This window comes from Vibrio sp. 10N.222.54.E6 (assembly GCF_041473955.1).
Taxonomy (GTDB): domain Bacteria; phylum Pseudomonadota; class Gammaproteobacteria; order Enterobacterales; family Vibrionaceae; genus Vibrio; species Vibrio tasmaniensis_A.
The window spans coordinates 248904-264537 of record NZ_JBFRTD010000028.1; the positions used below are offsets into that span (position 1 = coordinate 248904).

General features: G+C 41.4%; 14 protein-coding genes and 1 pseudogene. 11 read left to right on the plus strand and 4 right to left on the minus strand.

Features of this window, described 5'->3' with window-relative positions; translation table 11 throughout:
- Positions 1-58: 58 nt before the first annotated feature.
- The 4 genes from AB4513_RS16815 to AB4513_RS16830 all read left to right on the plus strand — a co-directional run bounded on the left by AB4513_RS16815 (position 59) and on the right by AB4513_RS16830 (position 3707).
- Complete coding sequence (locus AB4513_RS16815) at positions 59-805, plus strand: phosphatase (RefSeq protein ID WP_009845603.1); 747 nt, start codon at positions 59-61, stop codon at positions 803-805.
- A 182-nt stretch (positions 806-987) separates the two neighbouring features.
- The gene (locus AB4513_RS16820; protein WP_012600383.1) at positions 988-1383 is read left to right on the plus strand and encodes a cytochrome b562; all 396 of its coding nucleotides are present in this window, start codon (positions 988-990) and stop codon (positions 1381-1383) included.
- 326 nt (positions 1384-1709) lie between these two features.
- A complete protein-coding gene (locus tag AB4513_RS16825; RefSeq protein WP_009845601.1) occupies positions 1710-2060 on the plus strand; it encodes a hypothetical protein in 351 nt (116 codons plus the stop codon).
- A 111-nt stretch (positions 2061-2171) separates the two neighbouring features.
- Positions 2172-3707 (plus strand): PepSY domain-containing protein, encoded by a 1536-nt coding sequence (locus AB4513_RS16830; protein ID WP_009845600.1) that lies wholly within the window; start codon positions 2172-2174, stop codon positions 3705-3707.
- 130 nt (positions 3708-3837) lie between these two features.
- On the opposite strand, the gene AB4513_RS16835 is transcribed toward AB4513_RS16830, so the two are convergent.
- The gene (locus tag AB4513_RS16835) at positions 3838-4221 is read right to left on the minus strand and encodes a VOC family protein (protein ID WP_009845599.1); all 384 of its coding nucleotides are present in this window, start codon (positions 4219-4221) and stop codon (positions 3838-3840) included.
- The gene (locus AB4513_RS16840) at positions 4221-5153 is read right to left on the minus strand and encodes a LysR family transcriptional regulator (RefSeq protein WP_009845598.1); all 933 of its coding nucleotides are present in this window, start codon (positions 5151-5153) and stop codon (positions 4221-4223) included. Before AB4513_RS16840 ends, AB4513_RS16835 begins: the two co-directional genes overlap by 1 nt.
- 504 nt (positions 5154-5657) lie before the next feature.
- On the opposite strand from AB4513_RS16840, the gene AB4513_RS16845 reads away from it, so the two are divergent.
- Both AB4513_RS16845 and tdh read left to right on the plus strand, forming a co-directional pair.
- Complete coding sequence (locus tag AB4513_RS16845; RefSeq protein WP_009845597.1) at positions 5658-6851, plus strand: glycine C-acetyltransferase; 1194 nt, start codon at positions 5658-5660, stop codon at positions 6849-6851.
- 109 nt (positions 6852-6960) lie between these two features.
- A complete protein-coding gene (tdh, locus tag AB4513_RS16850; protein ID WP_102257511.1) occupies positions 6961-7992 on the plus strand; it encodes an L-threonine 3-dehydrogenase in 1032 nt (343 codons plus the stop codon).
- Between the two features lie 110 nt (positions 7993-8102).
- On the opposite strand, the gene AB4513_RS16855 is transcribed toward tdh, so the two are convergent.
- On the minus strand, positions 8103-9140 hold the full coding sequence (locus tag AB4513_RS16855; RefSeq protein ID WP_102257532.1) for a tyrosine-type recombinase/integrase: 1038 nt from the start codon (positions 9138-9140) through the stop codon (positions 8103-8105).
- A gap of 146 nt (positions 9141-9286) precedes the next feature.
- Between AB4513_RS16855 and AB4513_RS16860 the strand changes: the two are divergent.
- The 5 genes and pseudogenes from AB4513_RS16860 to AB4513_RS16880 form a co-directional block, all read left to right on the plus strand.
- Positions 9287-9700: pseudogene (locus AB4513_RS16860) on the plus strand (ISAs1 family transposase); the annotation flags it as partial.
- 293 nt (positions 9701-9993) lie between these two features.
- Complete coding sequence (locus AB4513_RS16865; protein ID WP_017082422.1) at positions 9994-11622, plus strand: methyl-accepting chemotaxis protein; 1629 nt, start codon at positions 9994-9996, stop codon at positions 11620-11622.
- A gap of 538 nt (positions 11623-12160) precedes the next feature.
- Entirely contained in the window at positions 12161-12625 is a 465-nt protein-coding gene (locus tag AB4513_RS16870; RefSeq protein ID WP_102257510.1) for a GNAT family N-acetyltransferase, read from the plus strand.
- Between the two features lie 152 nt (positions 12626-12777).
- Complete coding sequence (locus AB4513_RS16875; protein ID WP_102257509.1) at positions 12778-13353, plus strand: class I SAM-dependent methyltransferase; 576 nt, start codon at positions 12778-12780, stop codon at positions 13351-13353.
- Positions 13354-13897: 544 nt separating this feature from the next.
- Positions 13898-14350, plus strand: a complete 453-nt coding sequence (locus AB4513_RS16880; protein ID WP_076675364.1) for a hypothetical protein — start codon at positions 13898-13900, stop codon at positions 14348-14350.
- A gap of 399 nt (positions 14351-14749) precedes the next feature.
- Here AB4513_RS16880 and AB4513_RS16885 read toward each other — a convergent pair whose 3' ends face one another.
- Positions 14750-15559: a DUF2167 domain-containing protein gene (locus tag AB4513_RS16885; RefSeq protein WP_102257508.1), complete on the minus strand. Its 810-nt coding sequence runs from the start codon at positions 15557-15559 to the stop codon at positions 14750-14752.
- Between the last annotated feature and the right edge of the window lie 75 nt (positions 15560-15634).

The following is a 15634-nucleotide window of genomic DNA, read 5'->3' on the forward strand; positions in this document are numbered from 1 at the left end:
CTATTAAGCACTCATTTCTTAAGCACGTTTTTTGACCGAGCGAAGAGGGCATTGATTCATGGAACTAAAAGTAGACACCCACACCCACACATACGCAAGTGGTCATGCTTACAGCACGTTGATCGAGAATGCAAAATCGGCAAAACAAAACGGTTTAGCTATGTTTTGTACGACCGACCATTCCGAGTCTATGCCGGGCGCGCCACACTATTGGTTCTTCAGTAACCAACGTGTGCTCCCTCGTTTTATTGAAGATGTCGCTATTATTCGAGGTGTCGAGTCAAACATCATGAACACACAGGGTGAAATCGACATTCATCCGAGTGTGGATAAGAATCTAGATTGGGTGATTGCCAGCTTCCACGAGCCCGTTTTTCGCCCGTCGGATGTTGCTACTCATACAGAAGCATTGTTGAATGTGATTAAAGGCGGTCGTGTTGATGCACTTGGTCATTTAGGCAACCCAAATTTTGATTTCGATTTTGAAGTTGTGATTCAATGTGCGGCGGAACATAACGTAGCAATCGAAATTAATAACACCACGCTTAAAGGCAATAGCCGCGTTGGCAGTGTTGATCGTTGTTACGAGATCGCAAGAATTGCTAAAGCGAAAGGTGCGTTTATTACGACAGGTAGCGATGCGCATTTCTGCATAGATGTGGGTGGATTGGATCTCGTGTCTTCACTACTTGGTGAGGTGGGCGTGGATTCGAGTAAAGTGATTACCCATTCACCACAGCAATTCCTAGCCTTTTTGGTATTACGTGGTCGTCAATCGATTGCCGAGTTTTCGGTATTTGAGTGATGGTTTGTCCGGTACTTTATACTTTTTAGTCATTGGTTAGCTAGCTAGTTTGCATTTCGACACAATCAATTTTTGTGCCCGACGGATTTTTGTATACACTAACCGAAAATAATAAAGTCGAAGTGCCACAGTACAATAATGATGGCTCTAACTTCAAAGACACCGCTTCACTTGGAGAAATAATGAAAACTCGCTCAATCCTTTTATCTGGCTTAATCGCTGCTTCAGTATTGTCTGGCAACGCATTTGCTAATGTTGACCTTAAGAAAAACATGCAAGAAATGAAGCTTGCGTTCAAACAAGCGGCAGAAGCTCAAAGCATTGAAGAGATGCAAAAGCCTATCGTTCGTTTAGATACGCTAGTGGCAGAGCTCAAAACGGGTGTTTACCCAATAGAGAAAGAAGATAACTTCATGGAAGGTTTCAAAAAGATCAGTGCATCATTGGATAGCATTGAGCAGAAGCTAGACCAAGGTGACTTAGAGTCGGCACAGCAGGAACTTCGTACTATTGACGGCCTTCGTGAAGAGTACCATGAGAAGCGTAATCCAAGCATTTGGAGCAAGATCTTCGGTTAATTTTCTAATCAATTGAGTTTGCTAGATACGTAACAAAGAGCAAAACCTCAAGATTCGATTTCTAAAACGCTGTCTTACATTACCCTCTTTAGGGGAAGGTGTAAGGCGGCGTTTTTTATTGTCGTTTCTCTAAACAGTTTACTGCTATTTTTCTAGACATTTTACTGCTAATAGACGCGTAACATTCTTTTGGCTCTTTGGTTGTAACCAGTTTTTAACTAAAAAGAGTGTGCGTTAGCTTCAATTTTTTAACTTGCTGTTAATCTTTACGTTTACCTATATTCCAAGTCCCTCATAATAAGGGAAATTTATAAAGATTTGGAATAATGCGCCGAACCTCGTTCAACTTCTCCATGTTACTTGCTACAGCATTAAGCTGGGTGCTGGTGACATTAATGCCTGTTATCAATGCTCATGGTAATAGTGCGGGAGTATGGGCGTCGTTATGTACGGTCAATGGCTTTGAACTGGTTCAAATTGAAGAAGGTGAACCTAATACTCATAAAGGAAAGCCGTGTCCCTTTAGCCATTTTTCCACGTTTCACCAAGATGAACTTCCAACTACACTACTGACAACTCGACTGAGTTCTATTGTCTCAGACAGCTACGCTTTTTTGGCTCTAAGCGAACGCTATATGAGGCAAGCCCCGCGCGGCCCTCCCTTTGTTACTGCTTAAACCTAACCCACTAAAATAATTAAAAAATAAAGTATTAAGTAAAGTTAAACATGCTCAAATTACTTTCTGATCTTTCAGAAGGTATGTTTGCGTGTGTCAAAGGAAATAATAATGTTGAGAAATGAATCTCAAACCCCTGCGAAAGCACAAGCAACTTCGCAGTCTAAAAGCAGTGCAACAACTGGTTCGAAAACCAATATAAAAAGCAAAGACCGCAATAAAACTCTCTACTTCCTCACTTGGCGCTGGCACTTCTATGCTGGGCTATTCGTTATCCCATTTATGTTGATGTTGAGTATTACTGGTTTGGTGATGCTGTTTGACGATGAAATCGAACTTGCTTTCCATCAAGACGCGATTGAAATTGTTGCATCGGGCGAACCGATCAAGGTGTCACAACAATTAGCTGCCGTACAAAATCACTACCCACAAGGTACGGTGACACAGTTTGTACCGAGCAAAGTCCCTGATCTTGCGAACCGATTTTCTGTATCACTTGAAGATGGCACTTCCGTTTTCGCCACGGTGAATCAATACACTGGCGAAGTGGTAGGAGAAATCCCCCGCAGCGATAGCCTGTATCAGCTAGCGAATGACATTCACGGCACTTTGTTGATTGGTGATTGGGGTGATTATCTAATTGAAGTCGCAATAAGCTTGTCTATTCTGTTGCTCATCAGTGGTATTTACTTATGGTTACCGAGAGATAACGCGAGCCGCGCTGGTTTTCTTAAGCTTCGATTTGGTTCAGGAACGCGTATTTTAATGCGTGATCTGCATGCGAACATCGGTGGAACACTGTCATTCATTCTTCTGTTATTTATTCTATCGGGATTATCATGGACAGGTTTTTGGGGCGGTAAGCTAGTGCAAGCATGGAGTACTTTTCCTGCTCAAATGTGGGACGATATTCCTCTGTCTAACGAAACGCATGCTTCTTTAAATCACGGGTCTGAAGAGGAAATGCCTTGGAACCTAGAGCAAACTCCACTGCCTTTGTCTCAAGATAAGCCAGAAGAACACGTCCATCAAGTAGAAGAAGCGTCTGAAGCTCATGATCATTCTAAGATGGGTGAGGATCATTCTCAGCATGTATTATCTGCGAGTAATTTCTCGATTGATGATGTGATAGCAAAAGCTCAATCTCTTGGTTTTACGCAATATAAAGTCAATTTCCCGCGATCAGAAACGGGCGTTTACACCGTGGCTGCCAATACCATGGGCGGTGACATTATCGACCCAACCCAAGATCGCACGACTCACCTCGACCAATACTCAGGGCGCATTCTAGGAGAGGTGACGTGGCAAGATTACAATTTATTCGCCAAAACCTTAGCCGTCGGTATTTCTCTGCACCAAGGTGACATCAGCATCATTAATAAGCTTCTAAATGCGTTGTTCTGTTTGGCATTCATTTTGGTGTCAGTGACTGGTGGAGTAATGTGGTGGATGCGCAGACCTTCAGGCCAAAGAAAGTTGGGAACTCCACCGAAATTTGGTGATGCAGGCTTATGGAAAGCGGGTTTAGTGACTGTGGTTGTTATTTCGGTACTGTTTCCACTCGCGGGTGCAACGATTGTGACTGCAATGCTATTGGATTGGTTACTGTTTTCACGCGTTGAGAGATTCAAGACCGCGTTGAGTTAATTGACATGCAAACGGACTTTCTCGACTTGAGAAGGTCCGTTTTATTAATCAGATGAGCTCTTCTTCTGTGAGGAAGACTTTAGACTAGATACTGCTCTAGATCTGATAAAGCTTTAGATCTGATACAGCTTTAGATCTGATAAAGCTCAAGCGGCAGGCCGTCTGGGTCTGCGAAAAACGTAAATGATTTCCCCGTAAATTCATCCACTCGAATCGGTTCGACTTCAATGCCTTGTTCTTCCAAGTAGCTTTTGACATGTTGAATGTCATCAACACAAAAGGCCAAATGTCTCAGCCCTTGAGCTTCCGGAAAGCTTGGTCTTTCAGGTGCGTCAGGGAAGCTGAATAATTCTATTTGAGCGCCATTAGGCAGTGCCAAGTCGAGCTTATACGACTGACGTGCTTCACGATAATTCTCCGCAATCACTTCAAGCTTTAAAACTTCCGTATAAAAACGCTTAGAGACTTCGTAGTCTGAGCAAATAATGGCGGCGTGGTGTATTCCTTTCAGCATCAGTTTATTTCTCCTGCCAGCTTGTCACCCAAGTGCTCCATCGCGTAATCAATGAATACACGCAGTCGAGCGGGCATGTACTTGGTTTGAGCAAACTGCATCGCGATAGCGCCATGGTAATTACTCTTGATGGTCCAATCTTCCAACACTTGTACCACGGAGCCTTCAGCCAACGCATCTTGAATCACGAAGTCATGGAAAATACCGACGCCTAGACCTTCTTTTACACCTTTCAGTCGCATCTGCGAGTGGTTAACTGCGTAACGCCCAGTGACGGGTACCGTGTGAAATTCATCATCTTTAAGAAAGTCCCAAATGTGGTCTTTATCTGTTTCTGCAAGGTATAAGCAGTCGTGCTCAGAAAGCTCGGTAGGGTGGTGAGGGATTCCTTTGGCATCTAAATAGTCCGGGCTCGCACATAACACGAGGTTTGTTTTTCCGAGTTCTTTCAATACCAAACTCTCGTCAGGTTTGTCGGTAAGGCGAAAGGCAATGTCGATGCCTTGGCGCAATATGTCGATGTCGCCATCAGCTGCCCTTAGCTTGAGTTGAATCTCTGGATACTGATTTAAAAATGGAACAACAAAAGGCTGTAGCACTGAGTTCAAGAACGCCTCAGGCGCCGCTACCGTTATAGAGCCTGCAGGTTCAGTATGGTCGGAGGTAGACAGCTCAACCGCTTGTTGCGCCGCATTAATCATGACCACGCTTTGGTCGTATACCAACTGGCCTGCTTGCGTGATGATCAATGTACGAGTGGTACGTTCAAACAGCTTTACTGAGAGTGCTTTTTCTAGACGTGTGATCAATTTACTCAACGCTGAGGGTGTCACCCCTAACTGCTTTGCTGCAGCGGTAAAGCTACCTTCGTTCACAACTAAGATAAACGAGGCGAGATCGGGAAGTAGGGCGATGAGTTTTGGGTTAATCATAAGTGTCCAGTAGGGCTAGTTGCAACGGTGAGCTTATTGACAATTGTGAGTGATCTCTTCTGATTTGTGAATCAATTTCATTAATCACTTGGCGTGATTGCTCTGATTGCTTGGCGTGTTTTGCTTTTCATCTCATCGGTTTTCATCTGTATAGCGGAGTTGCTGATGCACATTCTAAGAGAAGCGGATAATCATCACCATATCGTTCTGAGATGAAAAATAGAGATCTGATATGAAAGTGAAATTAGACACAAACGGAAGGGGATTTGACGTTAAAAAGAGCAGGTAAGACGCGTTTATGTGCCCTGTGTCACTGGGATGAACCATTATTCGTGCCTGCGATTCATTAATGTTTTTCCAACTAAAGGGATAATCGAGAAGGGGATGTTCAACTAGAATAGGGGTATAAGTTTTACAGTGTAAATGATCGAATTGAAATCGTTTACATCCCCTACATAATGCGGCGCGCGATGCTGCTGAATAATAATTAGGAAGGAATAGACAATGTCTTCTGCATTTTACCAACAGATTCAAACTCAAATCGAAGAAGTTAAAGAAGAAGGTCTTTACAAGTCTGAGCGCATTATCACTTCTGCACAAAAAGCAGCGGTTTCTATCTCGACTGGTGAAGAAGTACTAAACTTCTGTGCAAACAACTACTTAGGTCTTGCTAATCACCCAGCTCTTATCGAAGCAGCTAAAGATGGTATGGATCAGCACGGCTTTGGTATGGCTTCAGTACGTTTCATCTGTGGTACTCAAGACTCTCACAAAGAACTAGAGCAAAAGCTATCTACGTTCCTTGGTAAAGAAGACACTATCCTTTACACATCTTGCTTTGATGCAAACGCTGGCCTATTCGAAACGATTCTAGGCAAAGAAGACGCAATCATTTCTGATGCTCTAAACCACGCATCTATTATTGATGGTGTTCGTCTATGTAAAGCAATGCGCTTCCGTTACTCGAACAACAACATGGAAGAGCTAGAGCAACAACTTATCGCAGCTAAAGAAGCAGACGCTCGTCACACGCTTATCGTAACTGACGGTGTGTTCTCAATGGACGGCGTAGTCGCTAACCTTCCTGCTATCTGTGATCTTGCTGACAAGTACGGCGCACTAGTGATGGTTGATGACTCTCACGCAGTTGGCTTCATGGGTGAAAACGGCGCGGGTACTCACGAGTTCCATAACGTTGTTGACCGTATCGACATCATCACAGGTACGCTTGGTAAAGCAATGGGTGGCGCTTCAGGCGGTTACACTTCTGGTAAGAAAGAAGTAATCGACTGGTTACGTCAGCGTTCTCGTCCATACCTATTCTCTAACTCTGTTGCACCTGCAATCGTATCGGCGTCTATCCGCGTTCTAGATCTTCTAGCGGAATCTGGCGACCTACGCATTCAACTATGGGAAAACTCTGCTCACTTCCGTACTCGCATGGAAGCAGCTGGTTTCACTATGGGCGGTGCTGACCACGCAATCATCCCAATCATGCTGGGTGATGCAAAAGTTGCGGCTGAATTCGCAGAGCGCGCACTAGAGAAAGGCATCTACGTGGTAGGTTTCTCTTTCCCAGTAGTACCAAAAGGCGCAGCTCGTATCCGTACGCAAATGTCTGCTGCGCACTCTCGTGAGCAACTGGATCGCGCAATTGATGCGTTCATCCAAGTTGGTAAAGACATGGCTATCATCTAATTTTAAAGGGGTGCCTTTGCATCCTTTGATTAGATAGAACAACACCCAATAGAACATATAGATTTTTGATTCTCGCCTTACTGTTAGGCGAGATGAACTGGATAACATTATGAAAATTAAAGCACTTTCTAAGCTTAAGCCTGAAGAAGGCATCTGGATGACCGAGGTTGAAAAACCTGAAATGGGTCATAATGATCTTCTTATTCGTATTAAGAAAACTGCAATTTGTGGTACAGACGTACATATCTACAACTGGGATGAGTGGTCACAAAACACAATTCCAGTACCTATGGTGGTAGGTCACGAATACGTGGGTGAAGTTGTTGGCATCGGCCAAGAAGTTCGTGGTTTTGAAATCGGCGACCGTGTATCTGGCGAAGGTCACATCACATGTGGTCACTGTCGTAACTGCCGTGGCGGCCGTACTCACCTTTGTCGTAACACAACAGGTGTAGGTGTAAACCGCACTGGTGCGTTCTCTGAGTTCCTTGTGATCCCTGCGTTCAACGCATTTAAGATCCCTGCAGAAATCTCTGACGATCTAGCATCAATCTTTGACCCGTTTGGTAACGCAGTACACACAGCGCTTTCTTTCGACCTAGTAGGCGAAGACGTGCTAATTACTGGTGCTGGTCCAATCGGTATCATGGCTGCTGCTGTTGCTAAGCACGTTGGTGCTCGTCACGTTGTAATTACTGACGTAAATGAATACCGTCTAGACCTTGCTCGTCAAATGGGTGTGACTCGCGCAGTAAACGTGATGGAAGAGAAGCTTGAAGACGTAATGTCGGATCTTGGCATGACTGAGGGCTTCGATGTAGGTCTAGAAATGTCTGGTAACCCATCTGCGTTCAACAGCATGCTGACTAACATGAACCACGGCGGTAAGATCTCTCTACTAGGTATTCCACCATCAGACATGGCGGTAGACTGGAACCAAGTAATCTTCAAAGGCTTGGTTATCAAAGGTATCTACGGCCGTGAGATGTTCGAAACTTGGTACAAGATGGCTTCTTTGATTCAGTCAGGTTTAGACCTATCACCAATCATTACTCATCACTTTAAAATTGATGATTTCCAAGCTGGCTTCGATGCTATGCGTAGTGGGCTTTCTGGCAAGGTTATTCTTGATTGGGAATAGAAAAATTAGGCTCTAAATAGCAAAAGGCGACAGTGAAAACTGTCGCCTTTTTTACGAATAAAACCGCTAAATAACGGTAGATTACAGTGTCTGCCGCCACTTTGTCGCCATTAATTCTCTAATGGATTGAGGTGGACAGCTTGTATCAAATGTTCTGGAGCAAAATGAGAATACGCCATTGTCTGCTCGATCTTAGTATGGCCAAGAATACGCTGTAACACCAAGATATCCCCTTTGTTCATCATAAAATGCGAAGCAAAGGTATGCCGTAGAACATGCGTTGCTTGCCCACTCGGTACGTGCTCTGGTAAAGCTCTTTTAATGTAGCGCCAGGCGTCCTTGTAACTCGTGTTAAAAATTTCATGGTCGCTCACGGCGATATCTAAGATCTCTTGATATAAAGCTGGGGAGATGGGCACACTTCGATTCCTCTTACCTTTTGTCTCGGTGTAAGTCAGTTTAAATTCAGCTGCCTGTGAACGGGTAAGAGTTAGAGCTTCACTTATACGGGCACCGGTGGCTAAGCAAATCTTAGAAATTACAATGAGCTGTGGAATCGAGACTGTAATGACTCGGTTGAAATTTTTCAGGTTAACTAAGAACTCTTCAATTTGTGGCTTGGTTAGATATGCTAGGTTCTTCTCACTTGTTTTGATTGTTTCGATAGCTTCAAGTGGATTGGGGTATTTCCATTGATTGTATTTAATCAGTTTCTTGAACATTCCCTTTAGATAAATCAATTCCGTGTTATGTGTTGTTGGTGAAATCTTAATAGATTTATTTTTGCCACGGTAGGGTATTCGCGCTGCACGATAGTCTAAATAGTCTCGTTCTTTAAAGTGGGAGGCAATTGGATTCCCTAATTCTTCAATTGTCTTGGCTATTAGCCCCCGAGCTTGTTTACCCGATTTCAACGTATGACCGTGTATGGTCCACCAAGCGTCTAACAGTTCGCTCATTCTACGGTGATCGGGTTTACTTCCCATCCATGGCTTATCGTCAATCTCCTTCATCGTGTGAAGCTCAAAAGCCTTTGCTTCTCCCTTAGTCGTAAACTTTTTACGAACACGTTTCCCCATTCGCCCATTCGGGTAACATTCGCAGAGCCAAGGTTTGGTAGAACCATCTTTTAAATTGCGGATAGACATAATAAAGCCTAAAATTACTGTATATAAAAACAGTTTAATTGGGGCTGAAACGTAGAACAATGTTTTATATCGGACAAAAAGCACAGGTTAGGCTCCTATCTCAAAGTGCTAAGAAAGCTAATAGGTTATTGTGATCCGCAACAGCAGTTTTTGACAGTACAAAACTGGAAGGTAACTTCTCTCGTTGGAAAGACTTGAAGAGCATTATAATGGTTGAAAACTTCCGTATTGAGAAATGAAAAGTAATCGACCTAGAGTATCGTTACTATATCAGCTCCAAAGTGCTAAGCGCAGAGCAAGCTGCGATGGCAGTTAGAGAGCTTTGGGATATAGAGTCAATGCATTGGGTACTTGATGTCAGTATGAATGAGGATGCGTGCCAGATATACAAAGACCATGGAGCGGAGAATCTATCTTGCTTGCGTCATATGAGCTTAAATATGCTCAGAGAAGAGCCAACTAAGCTAAGCATTGTTGGGAAGCAAAAGCGATGCATGATGAATACAACCATTCTAGAGGCAGTATTAAGTGCTGGTTTTACTCAGGCGGTGAAAAACTAGGCACTCATGCGGTCGCCCTGCTGCTCAATTGACACTAAATTATGGTTTTTTTATACAACCTCATTCAACTGAGGTATTTACTCTATTTTTTAACGAAAATACCACCATATTCTAGTTAAAAGTGAACTGCTGTATCGAATTCACGCTAAGTTGATGTTAATTCAGCCAATATTCGGCTATATTACACTCGATGAATAAGGGCGTAACGATTTTTATTCTCACTCCTCGGTTGTTAAGGTAGGTAATGTGCCATTAGTCATGGCGTTATTTTTAGAATAAATGTGGGTTCATTGATGAGTATTAAAGATTTAAGTGTAGTAAAGAAAATTGGGTTGAGTTACTTAGCCGTATTTCTGGTTTTTGCAGTTGTTTCTGTAGTGATGATGTCGAGTTTATTATCACTGAATAAAAACACAGCGATATTAACTGATAAAAGCCTGCCATCGGTTGCCTTGCTTAAAGGTATTCAAGTTGATATTACAAAAGTTCGTAAAGATGAATTTTCGCTTCTGTCAAATGCAAAGCATCCCAAAATCGCGGAATGGATAGAGGGGCTTGAACAATGGAGGGAAAATGTTCAACAAGGTATTTTGTCGTATGAAGCTCTAGCGCTGAGTGAGCAAGAAAAGCGTTCTTTTAAAGTATTTAAAGATACATGGAATAGTTATATTTCTGAAACGCAGCAATATAATTATTTACTTGCACAAGGTAAGGCAAAAAAAGCAAATGAAGTTGTTTTATCTAGTTTCACTACATATACAAAAGCTCTTACTAGCTTGGACAATACGCTTAGCTTAAATGATGAGCTTATAAATCAGCTAAAAGTAGAAGTACAAAGTGAATCTCAATCGACTCAACTTACTGCCGCCGCTGGTTCCTTAGTCATTATCGGTATGATAATTCTTTCGTCAGTTCTGTTATCTCGAGTAGTTTGTAAACCGGTTAATCGAGCTTTATGGTTTGCTTCTCAGATAGCTAAAGGTCAGTTGAATAATACAATTGACGAAAGAGAGTTAACTGAAGATGAACTTGGTACTTTGCTGAAAGAGTTAGTATCAATGCAAAATAATTTGCATTCTTTAGTCTCAGAGGTGAGTGATTCTACAATTCAATTAACAGCAGCGGTGGAAGAGGTGAGTGCAATATCAGCTCAAACGGCTTCAGGAATGCAAAATCAACAATTAGAGTTGAGTTCTGTTGCATCGGCCATGACAGAAATGCAGGCCGCAGTTAACGAGGTAGCGCAGAATACAGAAAGTGGAGCTACCTCAGCAAACTCAGCAACTGAAGTTGCAAAGCACGGAACCGAGATTTTAAATAAAACAATCCAAGAAATTGATAAGGTCACTAAAACAATACAAAACACAGATGAATTGGCAAGTGATCTAGAAAATAGTTCAAGTAGCATTAATGTTGTTGTTGATGTTATTAGAGGGATTGCGGAACAAACGAACCTATTAGCCTTGAATGCTGCAATAGAAGCTGCTAGAGCAGGAGAGCAAGGGAGAGGCTTTGCTGTAGTAGCTGATGAAGTTCGTTCTCTGGCTCAACGAACGCAAGAATCTACAACGCAGATTGTCGATATTGTTGAAGACTTACAAGAAAAAACCATCAAAATGGGGGAGGCAAGCAGGGAGTGTCAGAGTGGTATCGCTACATGTGTTGACCAAGTCAATGAGGCTGGAGAACAAATTGATATGATTGAACACTCTGTCGAGAATATTGCTCAGATGAGTACTCATATTGCAACAGCATGTAGTGAGCAAAACTCAGTGTCAGAAGAGTTAAATCGAAGTGTGGAGCATATTAATTCAGCATCCTCAGAAATGGCAGAAGGCACTTCACAAACCGCTATAGCGTGTCAGGAAATCAGTAGTCTAGCTCATAATCTCCAATCGAGGATGGGAGCATTCAAGCTATAGAAAGGTGCACTACGCCTTAGATTTTTTTAATCAGGAGTGGCGTTGTTGATCAAATCAGCTCGAAGATCAACTCTAAGCTATTTCTGTCCAGAATCGCTTGGTGATCACAGTTGTGTGAGAAGTACGGTTAACAAAGTTCTGCCCCAAAGTGAGCCAGAGAGGGATTGAACTCAGTTTCAAACCCTGCAACTTGCCTTACTTTTCCTCATACCTAGAGATCCAACAACGTAGTTAAATTTTCTAATCCATAACAGACTGACCTTCAATCACAGTTACGTACGAATATGTTGCTCACTATTTCTAGGCTGTTGAATAGTAGAAAACAAAGGGAAGTTTTTGATTGATAAAGTGCCTTGAATCGGAAGCAATATGTGCTCGCACGCTTTTTAATTTAAAATTAGATCTAAACTGAATTATATGCATACTTTTCAGTTGGTTAGAGAGAGTGCTTGCGATATGCTGAATACATCAATTCGTGCTGGCACGATATTAAAATGTTATATCGTTTTTTTAAGTACATCGTTTTAAAGGATTAAATATGATTCAGCTTAGATCAATGACCACAAATGAATATCCTGCGTATTGTGAATATTTCATTGATGATTATAGCCGTGAAATAGCTGAAAACTATGGTCACTCAATGGATAGGGCGCTCGAATTGGCTAATCAGGATCTTCTTCGTAGTTTTCCTAATGGTTTGGAAACTAATGAGCATGAATTATTGTGCATTGAATTAGGTTCAGAATTGGTTGGTTATTTGTGGCATTCGATTAACGCAAATGATAAGTCGACGTTTATTTATGACTTCTTTATTTTTCCAAACTGCCGCAATAATGGTTATGGAAAATTGGCAATTACTGCTCTTGAGTTACAATTAAAATCGATTGGTATTGAGCAAATAAAATTACGAGTTGCATATCAAAATCAAAGAGCGTTAAAGCTGTATCAAGAGGTTGGTTTTTCTATTTCTGGCTACAATATGTCAAAGAAAATAGTAAGTTAGCATTCTCGATATAACAAAGCAATCAACACGATTTACTACATTCGGCGTTGTAGGTTTGTCTTTAGTTTCAGTGATTAAGGCGGTAAAATTCAGCTAAGTCTATGTCGTAGTAAACGTGTTATTGCGGCGTTATATGATTTAAGGAGAAATCTTTGAGTAATTGGGATGATGTTGCTGATAAAGTTGAGTTTAATCTTCAATTAATCAGCGAGTTACTTATTAATACAGTTCCATATTCTAGCCAAGTTCTCGATTTTGGTTGCGGGTATGGAAGAGTAACTAATGAGCTTTATGACTTAGGTTATAAAAGTATTTGTGGTGTTGATTCTTCATTGGAAATGATTAATCGTGGGAACAATGAATTCCCGCATCTAGAGCTGAACTACTCAAAAGGTTCACCGCTTCCTTTTTCTGATTCTTCCTTTGATGCTATTGTTACATGTGCCGTTTTTACGTGCATTCCAGAAGAGCAAGCTAGGGTAAATGTTGTTTCTGAGCTACTAAGAATTTTAAAACCAAATGGAGTCATTTATTTAGCTGAATTTTGCTCTGATGAAAGTGTTTTTTTTACTTCTGGTGTTGGGGTTCCAATGTGGCACGGTTCTCAAGCTGAAATTGAAAATATAGTTGATGGGTCTGTATTAGAAAAGTCTATCGTTGTTAATAATCAAACGATGACAGGGCATAATAGTAAAGCTTGTCACGTAGTGGTTAGAAAAATCATATAACAAAGCAATCAACACGATTTACTACATTCGGCGTTGTAGGTTTGTCTTTAGTTTCAGTGATTAAGGCAGTAAAATTCAACTAAGTCTGTGTCGTAGTAAACGTGTTATTGCGGCGTTAGTAAGCCAGCTGTTTAAGTCCTCAAATTTTATGAGTGGTAATTCATTTTGTGCCGCTATTCCGAGGGTTTCAAAGCGGATACATTCGCTGAAAATCTGTAGGTTTCTTTGGTGCAACGCCGCCAATAGTTCACGAATTTTAACGAGTTTATTTGTTCGGCGGTCAGTGCCACACATTAGTTTCGATTTTGAGGAGACACCTGTTTTGGTGACTTCTGTGTGCAGCAGGCCGGGTGTGGATAGGGTGTCATGTTTAGTTGAGATTGGTGATTGCTGAGAGATCAGCGTGCAACGGAGCCTCCGTTACTAACAAGTCATTCAAGCAGACGCTGTAACCTATGGCATTTTTGGTTTGAAGTTTTGTGGGCTTTGTAGGTGCGGCGTTTGCGCTACTTAGCTCTGCGTTAGCTTAAACATGGAAGTGAGCATGAAAATATTTAGTTTTTTATTTAATACAAACCAAAGTGAAATCGGATATGTAGTGAAATCATATCTATTGCATGCTTGTGTGACTTTTCCTTTAGTATTCGCTGCGTCATACGTTTGGGGTTCTGAACTTGTTGCTCCGGATGATAGACAGGAATCGTCATTATTGTTTTTGATTATTCTAGCTCCGGCTGTCGAAACGCTTCTAATGGTTCCAATATTAAAGCTTATACAAATGTTTAATTTTGAAGTAGTGATGACTTCAGTAATTAGCGCGCTGACATGGGCCGCAGCACATACTTTTAACAGCGTGCTAAACGGATTTGGCGTACTTTTCTTGTTTTTTATTCTTTCAATATCCTATTTAATTTGGCGTCAAAAATCATTTAAATCGGCATTTGGGGTTACATTTGGCATTCATGCCTTAAATAATGCAGTGGTGTTTTTAAGCTAACAAGCATTTAAGGTTTCGAGATACTTTGTCTGATCTTGTATAAACAATTTAGAGGTATAGATCTAAATCGTTTATGTCCAGAAGCTTCATAGGCTTAATTTTTACCTGTGGCACTTTCTAGCACGAAAGTGCCCCTTTAAATACTAACGTAATGACTCAGTGACAAATCGTGACACTGAAATTACAGTACTTTTTCTCATGGTTGCGACTAACAGCGTAGTGAAAGGAATCTCCCAAAAGTGTGCGCAGACGATGTTCTCAGCTTGTAATTTTCGTATGCATCATTGTGTTTCTCGTTGGCAGTAATATCTCGCAACTGGCCAAATTGCGTGCACTTATTGATGACTGCGAGGATATCTGGACTAAATAGTACAGTAGCCCCAGTAATTAACCTCACTGCTATTTGTCTTTTTTGAATAGTTTGTTTTTTAACCAAACCACAGGCAAGAATATAAGAAACCATAGCTTTTTCCCGAAGGCGAGTAAGAGAGCTCCAATAGCTAATCCACCTTTACCTGCAACCTTTCCTGTGATCAATTTGTACATCAAAGCACCAGCTCCAAAAGCTGCAACCGTATCAGTCTCTGGAACAAAGTCTTTATAGGTATGGCCTTTTTCATACTTTAGCTGTTCTAGAGTCGGCGCTAAGTTATCTTCCGCTGATATAAATTGCTCTTGAGATCCTACCCAAGTGATTTGACTATAACCTTCTCTAGATAATTTCAATGCTCTTGCATTAACTATTTTCTCATTCTCACTACTGTGCGCCCTTATAGCATAATACATCGTTGCTTCTTTCTTGTTTAATGTTGGTTTCTCTGCCCATCCATCAATAAAGAGAAGCGCGCCTTTCCTATGCTTATTATCATCCTCTGTACTATCGATAAGCTCTTGAAGTAAATCATTGCTATCAATACTTTCTTCCCAATCATCCATTTTTATAAAGCCAGGTCTGCTTTCTGTTATAATAAACCTGCTTAAATCTTGGTTTAAAAGAACTGCATTTGGAGAGCTAGGAACTCCATTAATTTCTTCTTCTAAAATTGCTGCGTCATCACCTCTAACCAAAGACTGCTCAGTCATAACTAGGATCGTTGCGTCTTGATTTGGTACGTCATATATACCTTCATATTCCCAGTTAAGGTTATCGAGTGGATTGGCAAATACCGAGCTTGCGATTAGCACTAATCCAATGGCCATGTATTTCATTTTTTTTCACTTAAATGCATATTATTTTTGTGCAATTTACCAGCTAAATACTTTAGTTATGTTGATAAAGATCTA

Coding starts and splice junctions, on each gene's coding strand:
- tdh (WP_102257511.1), top strand. CDS start 6,961: ATGAAAATTAAAGCACTTTCTAAGCTTAAGCCTGAAGAAGGCATCTGG.
- AB4513_RS16855 (WP_102257532.1), bottom strand. CDS start 9,140: ATGTCTATCCGCAATTTAAAAGATGGTTCTACCAAACCTTGGCTCTGC.
- AB4513_RS16815 (WP_009845603.1), top strand. CDS start 59: ATGGAACTAAAAGTAGACACCCACACCCACACATACGCAAGTGGTCAT.
- AB4513_RS16865 (WP_017082422.1), top strand. CDS start 9,994: ATGAGTATTAAAGATTTAAGTGTAGTAAAGAAAATTGGGTTGAGTTAC.
- AB4513_RS16845 (WP_009845597.1), top strand. CDS start 5,658: ATGTCTTCTGCATTTTACCAACAGATTCAAACTCAAATCGAAGAAGTT.
- AB4513_RS16870 (WP_102257510.1), top strand. CDS start 12,161: ATGATTCAGCTTAGATCAATGACCACAAATGAATATCCTGCGTATTGT.
- AB4513_RS16830 (WP_009845600.1), top strand. CDS start 2,172: ATGTTGAGAAATGAATCTCAAACCCCTGCGAAAGCACAAGCAACTTCG.
- AB4513_RS16835 (WP_009845599.1), bottom strand. CDS start 4,221: ATGCTGAAAGGAATACACCACGCCGCCATTATTTGCTCAGACTACGAA.
- AB4513_RS16880 (WP_076675364.1), top strand. CDS start 13,898: ATGAAAATATTTAGTTTTTTATTTAATACAAACCAAAGTGAAATCGGA.
- AB4513_RS16820 (WP_012600383.1), top strand. CDS start 988: ATGAAAACTCGCTCAATCCTTTTATCTGGCTTAATCGCTGCTTCAGTA.
- AB4513_RS16840 (WP_009845598.1), bottom strand. CDS start 5,153: ATGATTAACCCAAAACTCATCGCCCTACTTCCCGATCTCGCCTCGTTT.
- AB4513_RS16825 (WP_009845601.1), top strand. CDS start 1,710: ATGCGCCGAACCTCGTTCAACTTCTCCATGTTACTTGCTACAGCATTA.
- AB4513_RS16885 (WP_102257508.1), bottom strand. CDS start 15,559: ATGAAATACATGGCCATTGGATTAGTGCTAATCGCAAGCTCGGTATTT.